Origin of the sequence: Escherichia sp. KS167_9B, assembly GCF_030295215.1 — a bacterium.
In the GTDB taxonomy this organism is placed as follows: domain Bacteria; phylum Pseudomonadota; class Gammaproteobacteria; order Enterobacterales; family Enterobacteriaceae; genus Escherichia; species Escherichia coli_F.
This window is the reverse complement of sequence record NZ_AP025754.1, coordinates 3,840,835-3,858,281: the sequence shown is the minus strand read 5'-3', so window position 1 is coordinate 3,858,281 and position 17,447 is coordinate 3,840,835. Positions and strand designations below refer to the sequence as shown.

Here is a 17,447-nt window from a genome sequence, read left to right as displayed (position 1 = left end):
ACAGTGCAATGCATAACAACGCAGTCGCACTATTTTTCACTGGAGAGAAGCCCTCATGGCAACACTAACCACCACCCAAACGTCACCGTCGCTGCTTGGCGGCGTGGTGATTATCGGCGGCACCATTATTGGCGCAGGGATGTTTTCTCTGCCAGTGGTCATGTCCGGGGCGTGGTTCTTCTGGTCAATGGCGGCGCTGATCTTTACCTGGTTCTGTATGCTGCATTCCGGCTTGATGATTCTGGAAGCTAACCTGAATTATCGAATCGGTTCGAGTTTTGACACCATAACCAAAGATTTGCTAGGCAAAGGCTGGAACGTGGTCAACGGCATTTCCATTGCCTTTGTGCTCTACATCCTGACTTACGCCTATATTTCTGCCAGCGGTTCGATTCTGCATCACACCTTCGCGGAGATGTCGCTGAATGTTCCGGCACGAGCTGCAGGTTTTGGTTTTGCGCTACTGGTGGCGTTTGTGGTGTGGTTGAGCACCAAAGCCGTCAGCCGGATGACGGCGATTGTGCTTGGGGCGAAAGTTATTACCTTCTTCCTCACTTTCGGCAGTTTGCTGGGGCATGTGCAGCCTGCGACATTGTTTAACGTCGCGGAAAGCAATGCGTCTTATGCACCGTATCTGTTGATGACCCTACCGTTCTGTCTGGCCTCATTTGGTTATCACGGTAACGTGCCGAGCCTGATGAAGTATTACGGCAAAGATCCGAAAACTATCGTGAAATGCCTGGTCTACGGTACGCTGATGGCGCTGGCGCTGTATACCATCTGGTTGCTGGCGACGATGGGCAACATCCCTCGTCCGGAGTTTATCGGCATCGCCGAGAAGGGCGGTAATATTGATGTGCTGGTACAGGCGTTAAGCGGCGTGCTGAACAGCCGTAGTCTGGATCTGCTGCTGGTCGTGTTCTCAAACTTTGCGGTAGCGAGTTCGTTCCTCGGTGTTACGCTGGGTTTGTTTGACTATCTGGCAGATCTGTTTGGTTTCGATGACTCGGCTATGGGCCGCTTGAAAACGGCACTGTTGACCTTCGCACCGCCTGTTGTGGGTGGTTTGCTGTTCCCGAACGGATTCCTGTACGCCATTGGTTATGCTGGCTTAGCGGCTACCATCTGGGCGGCAATCGTTCCGGCGCTGCTGGCCCGCGCATCGCGTAAACGCTTTGGCAGCCCTAAATTCCGTGTCTGGGGCGGCAAGCCGATGATTGCACTGATTCTGGTGTTTGGTGTTGGCAACGCACTGGTGCATATTTTATCGAGCTTTAATTTGCTGCCGGTGTATCAGTAATTAGCGGTGCCTTATCCGACATTTCTGCTGCCTACACAATGCCTGATGTGCTTCGCTTATCAGGCCTACGTAGGACAGCGTTGCCAGCTCGGATAAGGCTTCCCACGTTAAAACACACTATCCCAGTAACTCTTCCTTAACATCCATCGCCAGCTCAAACGAATGCAGGCGCGCCTGGTGATCGAAAATCTGCCCGTTAACCATAATCTCATCCGCGTCGGTTTCGCGCAGGATCGACTGCAAACCATGACGCACTTTCGCTTTATCACCCACCAGCGACATACTCAGCGCCTGCTGCACGCCATACTGCTCAGACGGTGACCAGAACTGATCCATATTTTGAATCGGTGGCGGCAGTTGCCCGGTTTCACCGCGGCGCAGCTTCACAAAGGCTTGCTGCATCGAGGTAAACAGGAATTCGGCGTCGCGGTTGCTGTCGGCGGCGATAATATTGATGCACACCATCGCGTACGGTTTCTCCAGCCGCGCCGACGGTTTGAAGTTACTGCGATAAAGATGCAGTGCCTGGAATAGCATATCCGGTGCGAAGTGTGAGGCAAACGCGAACGGCAGACCAAGCTGCGCCGCCAGTTGTGCACTGTAAAGGCTGGAGCCTAATAACCACACGGGGATTTTCTCGCCATAGCCCGGTACAGGGCGCACATGCGGATTGGGATCACGGGCGTCAAACCAGTCCACCAGCTCCGCGACATCGCGGGGGAAATTATCAATATCGCCGCTCATATGGCGACGTAGTGCCATCATGGTTCGCTGGTCACTACCCGGAGCACGGCCCAGCCCCAAATCGATTCGCCCCGGATAGAGCGTATTGAGCGTACCGAACTGTTCGGCAATCACCAACGGTGAGTGGTTTGGTAACATCACGCCGCCAGACCCCAGATGCAGCGTGGTGGTATTTGCCGCCAGATAGCCAATCAATACTGATGTTGCAGCACTGGCAATGCCGGTCATATTGTGGTGTTCCGCCAGCCAGTAGCGATGATAGCCGCGCTTTTCAGCCAGACGGGCGAGATCGAGAGAGTGGGAGAACGCTTCTCGCGCTGAAGAGCCTTCGGGGATGGGGGCCAGATCGAGTAGCGAAAACGCAATGGTTTTATCAGTCATAACAGCTCACTTTGTTACCGATTAATCTTTAATACTGCATTAAAGAGTAGTTAAAGTTGTTAACAAAGTGAGCTATTTGCTTAGGCTTGCAGTTCCAGCCCAGCCAGCCGTCTCCAGTAGCCGTTACAGTCGCTGTTTGCCGTCAACGGGAGTGGTGCAGCGCCATTTTCATTAGCGCGGAAGGCGTCGAGCATAGCGAAAGTGTCAGTACCCTGCGGTGACAGGCGGACCACATCAACCAGCCCCTGCATGGATGCCAGCTCGTTACCGAGGTTGTACACGTAGCCGCTCATGGTCTGAATGCCATTGAGCACAAACACTTGTTGGTTTTCCTGCGACAGCACGTTGCGCCCGTTCGGATACTTAATGCAGCAGGTTTCACACTCATCTTTTGGGCGGTCTTCCGAACGCGCGGTAAAGCAGCGGGCGGAGTAGGCCAGCGGCAGATGACCGTAGCTCAAGACTTCCACTTCAAACTGGTTGCGAATGCCCAGCTCATCGCACTGATTAAGCAGATTCACCAGCCAGTCGCGGGAAAGTTCCACCGGCATACACCAGCGCATCATGCCCTGTTTGAGTAATATTTTCAGCGTCACCGCGTTGTAGCAGTTCAGCGCGTGTCCGGCGACGAACGGCAGTTTGCGCTCAGCGCACATATTCACCACGCCAAGATCGCTGGCTTCAATCAGAAACTCACCGTTCTCAACATAGCGTTTCAGTTCGCCCAGTTCGGAGGATGCCTGCACCAGCGCCAGCGTGGAGAGCACAATCTGCTTGCCACTTCCGGCGAGCGATTTTGCCATCTCCAGCCAGTCGCCAACTTTGGTTGCCCGGCGTTTGCTACAGACCGCTTCACCGAGATAAATCACGTCTGCGCTGCTGGCGGCGGCCTGCTGATAAAAATCTTCCAGCGTCTCTTTTGGCCAGTACCACAGCACCGGCCCTAAGGAATATTTCATTGCTCTTCTCACTGCCATTTACGGTGATACGCGCCAAGAGTGGTTTGCGTGCCTTCGGACATCGACCCGAGCGTCTCCATCCACGCGCTTTGTGGTACGAAGTTTTGCGGATCGGCCTTACAACGGTCGATAGCCTGACGCCAGACTTTTGCCACCTGGCTGACATACGCCGGGCTACGCTGGCGGCCTTCAATTTTCACCGAAGCGATATTCGCCGCCATTAACTCCGGCAGTAGCTCAAGGGTATTGAGACTGGTTGGTTCTTCCAGCGCGTGATAGCGCTCGCCGTCCACCAGATAACGCCCTTTACACAGTGTCGGATAACCTGCGTTTTCGCCGTCCTGATAACGGTCGATCAGCACTTCGTTCAGGCGAGATTCCAGCCCCTGCGGCGTTTGCTGCCAGCGCACGAAACGGGCCGGAGAACATGCCCCCACGGTGTTGGGCGACTCACCCGTCAGATACGACGACAGATAGCAACGACCTTCCGACATAATGCACAGACTGCCGAAAGCGAACACTTCCAGCGGTACAGGCGTGACCCGCGCCAGTTGTTTCACCTGATGAATCGACAACACGCGCGGCAGCACCACGCGGGCAACGTCAAAATGGCGATGATAAAAGTGAATCGCCTCTTCATTGGTTGCTGAAGCCTGCACTGACACATGACGTTCAATATGCGGGTATCGCTGGGCGGCGTACTCCAGCATGGCGAGGTCGGCGAGAATCAGCGCATCGGCACCCAACTGCGCCGCCATATCCACGGCGCGCTGCCAGCGGGCGTAACCGTCCGGATGCGCAAAAGTGTTAATCGCGATGTGAAGTTTGCGGCGATGTTGATGGACAAAACTCACCGCTTCCTGCAATTTTTTCTCGGTAAAGTTAAGGCCGGCGAAGTGACGGGCATTGGTATCATCTTTTAGCCCGATATAAACAGCATCTGCGCCGTTTTCGATGGCCGCCTTAAGCGCCGGGAGATTTCCGGCAGGGCAGAGCAGCTCCATAATTTTTCCTGAAGGGTGCGCTATCAAAACGCAAAAATGTTAACGAACTGGGATTTTAGTTAACCTTGCAGCGACAATTTTTGATTTAAGGCAGTTAAAGTTGTATTGGTGGTAGCAGCAATTTCATATGGAATTGTTGATTTATACCGCTATGTTATTTTTCTGATATGGCAAAATAGGATGATTGTTGAAACAGGGAGTAAAACTCGTGTTGGATAAACTGCGTTCCCGTATTGTGCATTTGGGGCCATCTCTGTTGAGTGTACCGGTAAAACTGACGCCATTTGCGCTAAAACGCCAGGTTCTTGAGCAGGTCTTAAGCTGGCAATTCCGCCAGGCGCTGGATGATGGCGAGCTGGAGTTTCTTGAAGGGCGCTGGTTAAGTATTCATGTGCGTGATATTGACCTGCAATGGTTTACCTCGGTGGTGAATGGCAAACTGGTCGTTAGCCAGAACGCGCAAGCTGATGTGAGTTTTAGTGCCGACGCCAGCGATCTGCTGATGATTGCGGCGCGTAAACAAGATCCGGACACGCTCTTCTTCCAGCGTCGGCTGGTGATTGAAGGCGATACGGAGCTGGGGCTGTATGTGAAAAACCTGATGGACGCCATTGAACTGGAGCAAATGCCGAAAGCCTTACGCATGATGCTGCTGCAACTGGCGGATTTTGTTGAGGCGGGAATGAAAACCGCGCCTGAAACCAAACAGACATCGGTAGGTGAACCATGCTAATTCGAGTAGAAATTCCCATTGATGCGCCGGGTATTGATGCCCTGCTGCGTCGTTCATTCGAAAGTGATGCGGAAGCGAAGCTGGTTCACGATCTGCGTGAAGATGGCTTTCTGACGCTGGGGCTGGTGGCGACAGATGACGAAGGTCAGGTCATTGGCTATGTGGCATTCAGTCCGGTTGATGTGCAGGGCGAAGACCTGCAATGGGTCGGCATGGCACCGCTGGCGGTAGATGAAAAATACCGTGGACAGGGGCTGGCACGCCAACTGGTCTATGAAGGACTCGATTCGCTTAATGAGTTCGGCTATGCCGCAGTGGTGACGCTGGGCGATCCGGCGCTGTACAGTCGTTTCGGCTTTGAGCTGGCGGCGCATCACGATCTGCGTTGCCGCTGGCCGGGCACTGAAAGCGCCTTCCAGGTACATCGTTTAGCGGATGACGCGCTGAACGGCGTAACCGGTCTGGTTGAGTATCACGAGCACTTCAATCGCTTTTAATCTTTGGGGTTTGCAGGCTGCTTATCAGCTCTGCAAACCCTGAGCCTTCCGCTACCAGACGTTCTTTTTGCCGTTTGGTCAGTTGTTTAACGCGATATTCCGCCCGTAGTGCCAGCGAACGGTCGCCCACTGGCGCGGAAAATGCCAGCGTCAGTTCACCTTTCCCACGCAGTGCTTTTGCGCCTTTGCCGCTTTGATGTTGCTGATAGCGGCGTTCGACATCCGTGGTGATCCCGGTATAAAGCTTATTGTCGGCGGTACGGATCAAGTAAAGAAACCAGGGTGTCATCGTCTGCGTCACATGTTAAGGTCAGGCCCACAGTATAAAAGAGAACAGCTATGGAAACACTCACCGCCATCAGCCGTTGGCTGGCAAAACAACATGTTGTCACTTGGTGTGTGCAGCAGGAAGGGGAATTGTGGTGCGCCAATGCCTTTTATCTTTTTGATGCACAGAAAGTTGCCTTCTACATTTTGACGGAGGAAAAAACGCGTCACGCGCAGATGAGTGGGCCGCAGGCGGCAGTTGCTGGAACGGTAAACGGTCAGCCGAAAACGGTAGCGTTAATTCGCGGCGTGCAGTTTAAAGGTGAGATCCGCAGACTGGAAGGTGAGGAAAGCGACTTTGCGCGCAAGGCGTATAATCGTCGCTTTCCGGTTGCCAGAATGCTGTCGGCGCCGGTGTGGGAAATCCGGCTTGATGAAATCAAATTCACTGACAACACGCTGGGCTTTGGTAAAAAAATGATTTGGCTACGTAGCTCAGGCACCGAGCAGGCGTAACGCCTCGCGGTTAAACGCGGGCAAATCGTCCGGTGTCCGACTGGTAACCAGCTGATCTTTATCGACCACCACTTCCTGATCGTAAAATTCCGCGCCCGCGTTTTTAACATCAATCACAATCGGTTTAACGGCGGTCAGTTTGCGCCCCCGAATCACATCGGCGCTGATCAGCAGCTGCGGACCGTGGCAAATGGCAAACACCGGTTTGCCACTATTCACAAAATCACGGGTAAAGGTGACAAAACGGTTGTCGCCACGCAGATAATCCGGTGAATGGCCGCCCGGTAGCAGCAGGGCATCAAACTCGGCTGGCGTCACTTCATCGATGGATTTATCGATGGTCACGCTGGCTTCTCCTTTTTTCCCTTTCACCGTTTTACCCGCTTGTTTTTCAATGGTAATCACTTCGTGTCCGGCTTTACGGAACTCGTCTGCGGGTGAAGTAAATTCTGAATCCTCAAATTCATCAGTGATTAAAACGGCAATTTTCTTACTCATGCTTCCTCCGCGTTGTTGCATTGGATGAGGCGAATTTCTCACAATCGGGGATAATTACCTCATGGTCTATTAAGCCTGGTGCATGAGCCGGGGAGCGCAAGGCAGACAATTCTGTAAAGGAGCGAAGATGAGTCAGGTACTGATTACAGGCGCAACGGGGCTGGTGGGCGGTCACCTGCTGCGGATGTTGATTAACGAACCGAAAGTTAACGCTATTGCTGCACCGACGCGACGTCCGTTGGGAGATATGCCAGGAGTGTTCAATCCCCATGATCCGCAACTGACCGACGCGCTGGCACAGGTCACCGATCCCATCGACATTGTGTTTTGTTGTCTCGGCACCACGCGGCGGGAAGCGGGGAGCAAAGAAGCGTTTATTCATGCCGATTACACGCTGGTTGTGGATACCGCATTAACCGGACGGCGACTGGGTGCTCAGCATATGCTGGTAGTCAGTGCTATGGGGGCCAATCCCCACTCGCCGTTTTTCTATAACCGTGTCAAAGGGGAGATGGAAGAAGCGTTAATCGCCCAGAACTGGCCGAAACTGACCATTGCCCGTCCGTCGATGTTGCTGGGCGATCGCAGCAAGCAGCGGATGAACGAAACGCTTTTTGCACCGTTGTTTCGTCTGCTACCGGGTAACTGGAAATCCATTGATGCGCGAGACGTGGCGCGGGTCATGCTGGCAGAGGCGATGCGGCCTGAGCATGAAGGTGTGACTATTTTAAGCTCTTCAGAATTACGCAAAAGAGCTGAATAATTATTCCCAAGAATTGATAGTGAGCGTAATATTCACGCGCTTAATTATCATAATTTATTCCTGGGGAATGCTATGACTGGTCAGTCTTCATCTCAGGCGGCAACGCCCATTCAGTGGTGGAAACCCGCGCTTTTCTTTCTCGTTGTCATTGCCGGACTTTGGTATGTGAAATGGCAACCTTACTACGGTAAAGCCTTTACTGCCGCCGAAACTCACAGTATCGGTAAATCTATCCTTGCGCAGGCGGATGCTAATCCGTGGCAAGCTGCGTGGGACTACGCGATGGTCTATTTCCTCGCGGTATGGAAAGCGGCGGTACTGGGGGTGATCCTCGGGTCGTTGATTCAGGTGCTGATCCCTCGTGACTGGCTGCTACGCACGCTGGGGCAATCGCGCTTTCGCGGCACGCTGCTGGGAACGCTGTTTTCGCTGCCGGGCATGATGTGTACTTGCTGTGCGGCACCGGTCGCGGCGGGGATGCGTCGCCAACAGGTGTCGATGGGCGGGGCGCTGGCATTCTGGATGGGCAATCCGTTGTTAAACCCGGCGACGCTGGTGTTTATGGGTTTTGTCCTCGGCTGGGGCTTTGCGGCGATTCGTCTGGTGGCGGGACTGGTGATGGTGTTGCTGATTGCGACCCTGGTGCAAAAATGGGTGCGTGAAACACCGCAAACACAGGCACCGGTCGAAATTGACATGCCGGAAGTGCAGGGCGGATTCTTTAGCCGCTGGGGTAGGGCGCTATGGACGCTTTTCTGGAGTACGATCCCGGTATATATCCTTGCCGTACTGGCGTTGGGTGCCGCTCGCGTCTGGTTATTCCCCCATGCCGATGGTGCTGTCGATAACAGCCTGATGTGGGTGATTGCGATGGCGGTAGCGGGATGCTTGTTTGTCATTCCCACGGCAGCAGAAATTCCGATTGTACAAACGATGATGCTGGCAGGTATGGGAACCGCTCCGGCGCTGGCATTGTTGATGACGCTTCCTGCTGTAAGTTTGCCGTCGCTGATAATGTTGCGTAAAGCGTTCCCGGCGAAAGCCTTATGGCTGACGGGTGCGATGGTGGCGGTGTCTGGTGTGATTGTCGGCGGGCTGGCGCTGTTGTTCTGATTTGAGGGAAAACATGTCGGATGCGGCGTAAACGCCTTATCCGACCTACGGTTTGCATCGTTGTAGGCCTGATAAGACGCGGCAAGCGTCGCATCAGGCAACGGCAGTCGGATGCGGCGCAGGCGCCTTATCCGACCTACGGTTTGCATCGTTGCAGGCCTGATAAGACGCGGCAAGCGTCGCATCAGGCATTACAAGGCGTTGTTATTTAATGAACGTAAACGCCGTGGTTACCCGCTTCACGCCGCTTACCCGGCTGGCAATATCTGCCGCCGCTTTCGCTTCACGTTCAGTCACCAGCCCCATCAGGAACACTTCACCGTTTTCGGTGGTCACTTTCACGTTGGACGATTTCACCAGGTCGCTGGTTAAGAGCTGCGAACGCACTTTGGTGGTGATCCACGTATCGTTAGACGCTTCGCCCAGACCAATCGGCTGGCCCTGACGAATCTCGTTATACACTTCGTTGGCACCGTCTACGCCCATAGCAATCTGTTTGGCGCGAGCCGAAAGTTCAGCGTTTGGTGACTGCCCAACCAGCAGCACTTTGCCCTGATAGGCCGTTACATTAATGCGAGCTTCTTTCTTGATTTGTTCGTCTTTCGACAATGCGCTGTTCACGCGCACTTCCAGGGTTCCATCATCCACCTGGGTGCCGACACTGCGTGGGTCAGTTGCGGCTTTTGTACCCACAGCCGCGGTGCCCACTACGGCGGCAGCAACGCAACCTTGCAACAGCAGTGCGGAAATAAGGACTGCGATTGGCGATAATGCCTTCATGTATTCTCCTTAAACATCCTGGTGAGGGAAAAGCGTGTTATCGATCAGATCGCACAAGCAATTTACCGTCAGCATATGCATTTCCTGAATGCGAGCACTACGATGCGAAGGAATGCGGATCTCCACATCCTGTGGCCCTAACAACCCTGCAAGTTCACCGCCGTCATAGCCAGTCAATGCCACAATGGTCATATCACGCGTAACAGCAGCTTCTACTGCTTTTACGATATCGCGGCTGTTGCCACGGGTGGAAATGGCTAACAACACATCTCCCGCATGCCCCAGCGCCCGCACCTGTTTTGCATACACTTCATCATGTAAGCGATCGTTGGCAATCGCCGTTAAGACAACATTATCAGTATTTAGTGCAATGGCAGGTAAGCTGGGCCGCTCCGTTTCGAAACGGTTGATCATGCTGGCAGCAAAATGCTGTGCATTGGCAGCGGAAGTTCCATTACCACAACAGAGGATTTTGTTGCCATTGAGCAGAGACTGAACCAGCGTCATGGCTGCACGGGAGATGGCATCCGGAAGCGCCTCTGCTGCCGCAATTTGAGTTTGAATGCTTTCAGTGAAGCAAGCTTTAATTCGTTCTTGCACGCTAATCCTTAAACCTTAATTATGAGTGGTCATTAAAGGCATCCTTAATCCACTCAACTTCATTCCCGGTGAAGGCTACCACATCGAACCGGCAATCCACAGTATCAAAACTCCCATTATGACGCGCGAGCCACAAGCGGGCAGTCTGTAATAATTTGTGTTGTTTGCTGCGGGTCACACTGGCTGCCGCACCACCGTAAAGGGCTGAGCGGCGGTAACGCACCTCGACAAAAACGGTGGTCCTGCCTTCACGCATTATCAGATCGATCTCGCCGCCACGCTCGTTCACGTTAGCGGCGACAAACCGCAGTCCTTTGCTCTCCAGCCAGCGACGCGCTTGTGCTTCCCACGCATCGCCGGTCTGTTTAGTGGTTAACTGGCGGGGACTACCTGACCTTGTTGGTACTGTAGCCATGATAACTTCCTGTTAATTACGCAATCCGGGTTAGCCGTCAGACTTCCGGTATTACCGTTGATTTCGAAACCCTGAACCTGGCGCATCTGTGAGAAATGATTTGCCAACGACCAGGCATCAACGCCCATCGCATACATGCGAGCCAGCGAATAATCGTTATTCACCGCACTGAGCGCCTGCTGCATTAATGGCAGATTACCGCCTGCCAGCATCGGGATTTCGCTATATTGCAAACCTTCCATTTCCAGACGGAAATCCGGACCCGCGGTGCCTTGTGCGCTGCGGGAACTGGCGTACAGCGTTGCACCACTCTGGCTACCGTTACGCATGGCGATCATCGGTTTGATAAAAGCGATTTCACCCGGCGTTGCCACAATGTACACCGCATCGACACGACCGCCATTATTGGTGAACTGGTCATCGGTTGGCGTGGTTTGCAGCATTGGATTGTTGGTCGTTATGCCTGAATCGGTTGTCGCTCTGGGAGTAATCGGGCTACCGGTTAAAGCGATACCAGAACCACCGTTAACTCCCGCGCGTAATTCGCTGGTGGAACCAAATTTTTGTTGCAAAACGGTGCCGCCGCCCAGCTTCTGCCACTCTTGCGCAAACGCATTGGCTACGCGATCGCCCAGCGAACTGCGAGGGATCAGCACCAGTGGCGCTTGTTTACCCTGGTCACGAATATGACGCGCTGCATCGCGCGCTTCGTCTTCCGGTGAAAGCGCGAAGTAACAAATATTGACGCGGTTTTCGATATTTTCCGGCTGGTTCAGTGCCAGCACGTTCAGCGGGGTGTTGCTTTTCAGTAACTCTTCAACGTTATTTTTCAGCAACGGACCGACCACAATACTCGCGCCATCCTGCTGAACCTGGCTTAATATCTGGCTAAGCGGTTGTGATGAGGTATCATAAATTTTCAGCTCTGCGGATGGATTCGCGGGGGCGCTTACCGCCGCAGTGCTTGCCGCCGGGGCGCTTACAGGCACTGGTTGAGCCGCGGTTTCTTCGCCTGTCAGATCGCTAACCGAGGCTTGTGCCGGGCTGGCAACGCCGTCAACAGTTTGCTGCAGGGGTTGTTCTGCAACGTCTGCGATTGGTGCGGCAGTTGCCTGTGCCGCCACTGGCTGAGTGCCGATATTTTTCGCCGCTTCAAAGCCTTGCTGAATAGTGCGACCAAATACCGCTGCCTGGCCATTCAGTGGCAACAGCAGGGCGATTTTGTTGGTTGACGCTGGTTTAAATGCTTTTACGTTTACCAACTGCGTAGGCAGCATTTTCGCGCCCGGGTTGTTCGGATAACGTTTCTGCCAGTCGGCGATCCCAGCTTTCATCATGCCGGGATCGTTACGGTTATCAAACCAGACGCGCTGCAGATCAAGCCAGCCTTGCAGAATATTTTCGTCGGCGTTGATCACCAGCGTATTCGCCTGGTCCTGAGTCATGGAGGAGAGTGCCTGCCATGTAGCATCAATATTCTGTTGCTTTTCTTTCGCGCCGAGCAGGGGTTCCTGAGCAATTAAGGCGCGCAGTAAATCAATGGAAGGACGCCCCTGACTGGCATCGATTTTTGCCTGCCAGTAACGCGCCTGCTGGTTTTGATCTAAATCGGCAGGTGTGATTTTCGCCAGCAGGGTTTGTGCGCCAGCAAAATCTTTCTGCGCCAGCTTAATTTCTACTGCCAGAAGAGTTTTCTCGCGACGCTGGTAATCGTTCAGTTCCTGCGGCAGTTGGTTAAACAGCTCCACCGCCTGCCCGGTTTTACCTTCTTTCACCAGTGCACGAATGGCGAGTAATTGCCAGTTGATCCTGGTATCATCAGCGCTTTGCTGCATCTGCTGAAGATAAAAGGCAGAATCAGCCTGCGCCGTGCCCTGCATATAGGCAGTGGACTGATCGGGAGTATGGGTGCCACAACCGGCGAAAATCAGGGCTGCCAGAACAACAGGCAGACAACGCGCGGCTTTCAAACGAGAAAATGTTGAGGGTACCATAATGTATCCAGTGATATTTTTTTTACGCAATGCTCAATATTAAATCGGCAATACGGACGACACAATGAAACAACACCAATCGGCGGATAATTCTCAGGGCCAGCTTTACATTGTACCGACGCCAATCGGCAATCTGGCAGATATCACCCAGCGTGCGTTGGAGGTTTTACAGGCCGTTGATCTGATTGCCGCCGAGGATACGCGTCATACCGGTTTACTGCTGCAACATTTTGGAATTAACGCCAGGTTGTTCGCCTTGCACGACCATAACGAACAACAGAAAGCCGAAACGTTACTGGCGAAGCTGCAGGAAGGGCAAAACATTGCGCTGGTGTCCGATGCCGGAACGCCACTGATTAACGATCCCGGCTATCATCTGGTGCGTACCTGCCGAGAAGCGGGGATTCGCGTGGTGCCACTACCGGGGCCGTGTGCTGCTATCACTGCATTAAGTGCTGCGGGTTTACCATCCGATCGTTTTTGTTATGAAGGTTTCCTGCCTGCCAAATCAAAAGGCCGTCGTGATGCGCTAAAAGCCATTGAAGCGGAGCCGCGTACGCTGATTTTTTATGAATCCACCCACCGTCTGTTAGATAGCCTGGAAGATATCGTTGCTGTGCTGGGTGAGTCCCGTTACGTGGTGCTGGCGCGTGAGCTCACCAAAACCTGGGAAACCATTCACGGCGCGCCCGTTGGCGAGCTGCTGGCGTGGGTCAAAGAAGATGAAAACCGTCGCAAAGGTGAAATGGTGCTGATTGTTGAAGGCCATAAAGCACAGGAAGAAGACTTACCTGCCGATGCCCTGCGCACGCTGGCGTTGTTACAGGCTGAGCTTCCGCTGAAGAAAGCGGCGGCGCTGGCAGCAGAGATTCACGGCGTGAAAAAAAACGCGCTGTATAAGTATGCGCTGGAACAGCAGGGGGAGTGATTACAGGCGTCGCAGCAAGAATAGAGCTGCAACGCCTACACCGGGCGATTTAACGACGACACATCTCATCAATCATGCATGTGAAATAGTTATGCAGCCATAAAAACGAAGCCGGGATAGCGGTAGAGACTTTAGCCGTGAGAAAACGTTCTGTCGCATCCTGCTTTCCTTCGCCAGTTATCAGTAACAAAACTTCGCGGGCATTGAGAATATCCTTCAGGCCTAAAGTGATCCCACGAGTCACGGGGCGACCCGCGGTTTTTAACATCTCATGTTGTTGCGTTCTGGTATCAAGCTGGCTGATATGGCTTGCTGGTTGCAGACTTTCTCCCGGTTCGTTCAGCCCAAGATGGCCGTTTTTTCCCAATCCGAGAACGCATAAATCCAGACCGCCTTTGCGCGCAATCAGGTTCGTTACCCGTTCGCACTCTGTCTCATTTATCTCTTCAGAGCGAAAGCTGATGAGCTGGTCTTCACGTAGCCCCAGCGGCTGCACGATATGCTGTTGAAGGAAAGTTTCGCAGGTGCCAGGCATCGTTAATGGCAGATCCACCCATTCGTCGAGCTTCACGAAGGTCAGTTGGCTGACATCAACCTGCTGCTGGTGGATTTTTTCTACCAGATAATGATACGTCAGTAATGGCGTGGCTCCGGTCGCCAGGCAAATCACGGCATCCGGTTTGCTACGGATCACGGCCAATAAATATTCGCTGGCACGTTCACTTAACGCCGTATAGTTTTCAACTTGTTGAAGGGTTTGCACAGGATGAAATTCCTTTAGTAAAGAGGCACCACCAGACGCAGTGCCTCGTTCCATTTACAAAATGCCGAATGCGGAACAAACAATAGAGAGCACAAAAGTCACGCCGATTAACAGCACCGGATGCGCTTTTTTCACCCGCAGGAAGTAATACATCAGCAGGGTGTAGGCCATCGGTAAAATGTTCGGGAAGACTTTATCGAAGAAATCCTGCTGCAGCGCGACGCTGTGGGTACTGTCGATGGCAAACGATGTCACCACGTTAATATGCACATACGAAGCGATCAGCCCGCCGATTACCGTGATCCCGAGGATGGTTGCCGAACGAGCAATCATCTGCGAGTTCTCTCGCACTTTATCGATCGCCTTCACGCCGACTGAATAACCGACGTGGGTCCAGCCGACGCGCAGGAAGAAGATAAGCAGGTAAACGGCGAAAAATAGAATCGGCCCCAGCAAGTTTCCCTGGCTGGCAAATGATGAGCAAATTCCCGCCATAATCGGCAATAAGGTAAACCAGAAAATCGCATCGCCAATCCCGGCGATTGGGCCAAACAGTGCCACTTTGAGGCCTTTAATGGTGTCGCGGTTTTCTCCTTTTTCTTCCATCGAAATTAATAACCCCATCAGGAATCCGACCAGATTCGGGTGGGTATTAATAAATTCGAGATTATCTTTCATCGCCGCGCTTAGGCCCGGTTTGTCGTCCTTATAAATCTTTTTCAGGATCGGCAACATCGCCCAGGTAAAACCTCCCGCCTGCATCCTTTCGTAGTTAAAGCTCGCTTGCAGGAGTGACGAACGAAAGCCCAGACGGGTGATATCTTTTTTACTGATTTCAGATCCCATTGCTGTAGTCCTCTTCTTCATTTTTACTGGCAACGGGCTGCGGTTGCGCTTGCTGCCGGGATTTCGCATTGAAAAACTCATACACCGCAAAGCCTGCACCCAGTACGGCAACTGGCAACAGGTTGCTGACCTGGATGTAGCAAACAAACAAGAAACCGGCGATCAGGTAAGGGATATATTGCGCTTTGAACATCACGCGCAGCAGCAGGCCAAAACCAACGGCAGGCAGAATGCCGCCAGCCACTTCAAAGCCGTGGGTCAGCCAGGCGGGCATCGCTTTCACCAGCGCCTGCATCGCCCCTTGCGCCAGGTAAGTACAGAGGAAAGCAATCACCGCATACGCTGAAGCGACGATGAGCATCGTTGTCCAGTTAAGTCGGGAAAACGCTGCTGTATCCGCCTCTTTCGCACATTTATCGGCTTTGGTCATAAATAATGAGAATGCCGAATAGAAGAACAGAATGACGTACTGCATTAACAAACTAAACGGCAGACCAAGGCCAATTGCCGTTTTGGCATCGACGCCAGTAGACCACGCAATGACGGTAGTCATCAGACCCGCCATAATTGGGTTGGGCGGCTGTACACCACCTGCGGGGGTTAATCCGGCGAAAGCCAGTTCTGTTAGGCCACCGGTAATTAAGCCAGTCTGAATATCACCGAGAATAGCACCTGTAAGGGTACAAACGATTATCGGGCGGAATAAAAATAAGGCTTCCAGCCAAAAATCAATCCCCAGAACGAAAACTAACGCCGCCAGGGATAATCCCTGAATTAGGGTTATTTCATGCATTTTTATTACCTCAAACCAGTATTAAGGCGATTTTTGAATTTAGTCAGGGATTTGTTCTTTTTGATCGCCGGGGACGTCCTGAATAAAAATATTCACACCGCGTTGTTTAATAAAGCGTAAGTCCGCGAGATCTTGATCGTCGATATAAACTTTACTGCTGATTTGCTTTTTACCTTCCGAGAAATGCATATTGCCGACGTTGACATCTTTCAGGTCAATGCCACCTTCTATCAATTTACGTACCGTTTGCGGCGTACGGCAAATCAAGAAGATTTTCTGATGCGGTGCAGCTTTGCCGATGACGTTAATGGTTTTTTCGATAGTAAAGAAACGAATGCCAAAGCCGTAGGTTTCCGCGGTAATACCCATTAATTTTTGTTGAATATCATCGTTAGCGACAACATCATCCACGACTACCAGCAGATTTGCACCGATGGTAGATGTCCAGGTCACACCAACCTGACCGTGAACCAGACGGTTATCAATACGGGTTAAGAGAATATTTGGACTGCTCATTGTGTAATCCTCACCATAAAGTTGAATAATATAATTTTTTTAAATATATTATTGTTGCGATATTTTACTGATGTATTTATTAAGGTTTAGTTATCTCCTTTACCATTAAGGCACTCCCCGATATTAATCGGGAAGTACATTGGGATAAATCATAAAAAACTAATGATTATGCTGAAATTCGATTCGCTGAACCACAGACATTAATTTTATTTCTGACAACTTCTTTCATCGCATCCATACCGACGCGCATATAATAACGAGGATCATTACCCTGCGGATTTTCCGCAAACCAGGCTTTAACCGCGCCAGCGAAAGCTATTTTTAATTCTGTGGCAACGTTTACTTTTGTGACGCCAAGTTCAATAGTGCGGCGGACAAATTCATCAGGAACATCGCTGGCACCATGCAGCACCAGAGGAACATCCACCACTTCACGAATTTCCGCCAGCCGCTGGAAATCAATCTTCGGCGTTTTGCTGTATAAGCCGTGCGCCGTACCAATCGCTACCGCCAGGCTGTCGACGCCAGTCAGTTCGACAAAGCGTTTAGCTTCTTGTGGATCGGTCAGGAATGCACTTTCGGCGTCAACGCTCATGTCATCTTCAACACCGCCCAGGCGGCCCAGTTCTGCTTCCACGCTGCAATCCTGTGAGTGGCAGAAGTCGACAACCGATTTCACCAGCTTCACGTTCTCGTCAAATGGGAAGTGGCTGCCGTCGATCATCGCACTGCGCACGCCTGCGTGGACTTTACGGCGAATATCATCCAGCGATTCGTGGTGGTCGAGATGCAGCGCCAGTGGCATGTTGTAGGTTGTGGAATAGGCACTACACAGGGCGTAGATCTCTTCCAGCGCGATATGTTTAAAGGTCCCCGGCGTCCCGGCGAGGATCACCGGCGATCGCATTTCACTGCACACTTCGAGGATCGCCTGGATCGTCTCGGCGTTATGAATGTTAAAAGCAGGCACCGCGTAGCCATTGGCCTGGGCGTCCTGTAACAGATATTTGGTGGAGATAATGCTCATAATGCGATCC

General features: G+C 52.4%; 21 protein-coding genes. 7 read left to right on the top strand and 14 right to left on the bottom strand.

Features of this window, described 5'->3' with window-relative positions:
• Positions 1-55: 55 nt before the first annotated feature.
• Positions 56-1,300: a tryptophan permease gene (gene mtr, locus QUE34_RS19350; protein ID WP_000224345.1), complete on the top strand. Its 1,245-nt coding sequence runs from the start codon at positions 56-58 to the stop codon at positions 1,298-1,300.
• A gap of 117 nt (positions 1,301-1,417) precedes the next feature.
• On the opposite strand, the gene QUE34_RS19345 is transcribed toward mtr, so the two are convergent.
• The 3 genes from QUE34_RS19345 to ubiU all read right to left on the bottom strand — a co-directional run bounded on the left by QUE34_RS19345 (position 1,418) and on the right by ubiU (position 4,388).
• Entirely contained in the window at positions 1,418-2,425 is a 1,008-nt protein-coding gene (locus QUE34_RS19345; protein ID WP_000130380.1) for a luciferase-like monooxygenase, read from the bottom strand.
• Positions 2,426-2,505: 80 nt separating this feature from the next.
• Positions 2,506-3,384: a U32 family peptidase gene (locus QUE34_RS19340; protein ID WP_001296442.1), complete on the bottom strand. Its 879-nt coding sequence runs from the start codon at positions 3,382-3,384 to the stop codon at positions 2,506-2,508.
• A gap of 8 nt (positions 3,385-3,392) precedes the next feature.
• On the bottom strand, positions 3,393-4,388 hold the full coding sequence (ubiU, locus tag QUE34_RS19335) for a ubiquinone anaerobic biosynthesis protein UbiU (protein WP_001354986.1): 996 nt from the start codon (positions 4,386-4,388) through the stop codon (positions 3,393-3,395).
• A gap of 208 nt (positions 4,389-4,596) precedes the next feature.
• Between ubiU and ubiT the strand changes: the two genes are divergently transcribed.
• Together ubiT and QUE34_RS19325 are read left to right on the top strand one after the other, a co-directional pair.
• The gene (gene ubiT / locus QUE34_RS19330; RefSeq protein WP_001295552.1) at positions 4,597-5,121 is read left to right on the top strand and encodes a ubiquinone anaerobic biosynthesis accessory factor UbiT; all 525 of its coding nucleotides are present in this window, start codon (positions 4,597-4,599) and stop codon (positions 5,119-5,121) included.
• The gene (locus tag QUE34_RS19325; protein WP_000908554.1) at positions 5,115-5,618 is read left to right on the top strand and encodes a GNAT family N-acetyltransferase; all 504 of its coding nucleotides are present in this window, start codon (positions 5,115-5,117) and stop codon (positions 5,616-5,618) included. The genes ubiT and QUE34_RS19325 overlap by 7 nt, the downstream gene beginning before the upstream one ends.
• Here the strand turns inward: QUE34_RS19325 and yhbQ are convergent.
• Positions 5,605-5,907: a DNA damage response exodeoxyribonuclease YhbQ gene (gene yhbQ, locus QUE34_RS19320; RefSeq protein WP_032303838.1), complete on the bottom strand. Its 303-nt coding sequence runs from the start codon at positions 5,905-5,907 to the stop codon at positions 5,605-5,607. The two genes, QUE34_RS19325 and yhbQ, sit on opposite strands and share 14 nt — an antisense overlap.
• Positions 5,908-5,957: 50 nt before the next feature.
• Here yhbQ and QUE34_RS19315 point away from each other — a divergent pair, with 50 nt between their 5' ends.
• A complete protein-coding gene (locus QUE34_RS19315; RefSeq protein WP_032303837.1) occupies positions 5,958-6,401 on the top strand; it encodes a YhbP family protein in 444 nt (147 codons plus the stop codon).
• Here the strand turns inward: QUE34_RS19315 and yhbO are convergent.
• Complete coding sequence (yhbO, locus tag QUE34_RS19310; RefSeq protein WP_000037614.1) at positions 6,381-6,899, bottom strand: protein/nucleic acid deglycase; 519 nt, start codon at positions 6,897-6,899, stop codon at positions 6,381-6,383. The genes QUE34_RS19315 and yhbO overlap by 21 nt on opposite strands.
• 127 nt (positions 6,900-7,026) lie before the next feature.
• Between yhbO and QUE34_RS19305 the strand changes: the two genes are divergently transcribed.
• Positions 7,027-7,662: an NAD(P)H-binding protein gene (locus QUE34_RS19305; protein WP_001352912.1), complete on the top strand. Its 636-nt coding sequence runs from the start codon at positions 7,027-7,029 to the stop codon at positions 7,660-7,662.
• 72 nt (positions 7,663-7,734) lie between these two features.
• Positions 7,735-8,775 (top strand): permease, encoded by a 1,041-nt coding sequence (locus tag QUE34_RS19300; RefSeq protein WP_103253340.1) that lies wholly within the window; start codon positions 7,735-7,737, stop codon positions 8,773-8,775.
• 204 nt (positions 8,776-8,979) lie between these two features.
• Here the strand turns inward: QUE34_RS19300 and dolP are convergent, their stop codons facing one another.
• The 4 genes from dolP to lpoA are packed head-to-tail and all read right to left on the bottom strand — an operon-like array spanning position 8,980 to position 12,564.
• Complete coding sequence (gene dolP, locus QUE34_RS19295; RefSeq protein ID WP_000646033.1) at positions 8,980-9,555, bottom strand: division/outer membrane stress-associated lipid-binding lipoprotein; 576 nt, start codon at positions 9,553-9,555, stop codon at positions 8,980-8,982.
• 9 nt (positions 9,556-9,564) lie between these two features.
• Entirely contained in the window at positions 9,565-10,155 is a 591-nt protein-coding gene (gene diaA / locus QUE34_RS19290; protein ID WP_001158035.1) for a DnaA initiator-associating protein DiaA, read from the bottom strand.
• A 19-nt stretch (positions 10,156-10,174) separates the two neighbouring features.
• Positions 10,175-10,570, bottom strand: coding sequence for a YraN family protein (locus QUE34_RS19285; RefSeq protein ID WP_000246844.1), 396 nt, complete (start codon positions 10,568-10,570; stop codon positions 10,175-10,177).
• Complete coding sequence (gene lpoA / locus QUE34_RS19280; protein WP_032303835.1) at positions 10,528-12,564, bottom strand: penicillin-binding protein activator LpoA; 2,037 nt, start codon at positions 12,562-12,564, stop codon at positions 10,528-10,530. The genes QUE34_RS19285 and lpoA overlap by 43 nt, the downstream gene beginning before the upstream one ends.
• A 64-nt stretch (positions 12,565-12,628) precedes the next feature.
• On the opposite strand from lpoA, the gene rsmI reads away from it, so the two are divergent.
• Positions 12,629-13,492, top strand: a complete 864-nt coding sequence (gene rsmI, locus QUE34_RS19275) for a 16S rRNA (cytidine(1402)-2'-O)-methyltransferase (protein WP_000809263.1) — start codon at positions 12,629-12,631, stop codon at positions 13,490-13,492.
• A gap of 49 nt (positions 13,493-13,541) precedes the next feature.
• Here the strand turns inward: rsmI and QUE34_RS19270 are convergent, their stop codons facing one another.
• From QUE34_RS19270 to kbaY, 5 genes are all read right to left on the bottom strand, one after another.
• Complete coding sequence (locus QUE34_RS19270) at positions 13,542-14,309, bottom strand: galactosamine-6-phosphate isomerase (RefSeq protein WP_072157066.1); 768 nt, start codon at positions 14,307-14,309, stop codon at positions 13,542-13,544.
• The gene (agaD, locus tag QUE34_RS19265; protein WP_000534351.1) at positions 14,310-15,101 is read right to left on the bottom strand and encodes a PTS galactosamine transporter subunit IID; all 792 of its coding nucleotides are present in this window, start codon (positions 15,099-15,101) and stop codon (positions 14,310-14,312) included.
• Positions 15,091-15,894 (bottom strand): PTS galactosamine transporter subunit IIC, encoded by an 804-nt coding sequence (gene agaC / locus QUE34_RS19260; RefSeq protein ID WP_032303833.1) that lies wholly within the window; start codon positions 15,892-15,894, stop codon positions 15,091-15,093. Before agaC ends, agaD begins: the two co-directional genes overlap by 11 nt.
• 39 nt (positions 15,895-15,933) lie before the next feature.
• The gene (gene agaB / locus QUE34_RS19255; protein WP_000098011.1) at positions 15,934-16,410 is read right to left on the bottom strand and encodes a PTS galactosamine transporter subunit IIB; all 477 of its coding nucleotides are present in this window, start codon (positions 16,408-16,410) and stop codon (positions 15,934-15,936) included.
• Between the two features lie 166 nt (positions 16,411-16,576).
• A complete protein-coding gene (kbaY, locus tag QUE34_RS19250) occupies positions 16,577-17,437 on the bottom strand; it encodes a tagatose-bisphosphate aldolase subunit KbaY (protein ID WP_000022773.1) in 861 nt (286 codons plus the stop codon).
• Between the last annotated feature and the right edge of the window lie 10 nt (positions 17,438-17,447).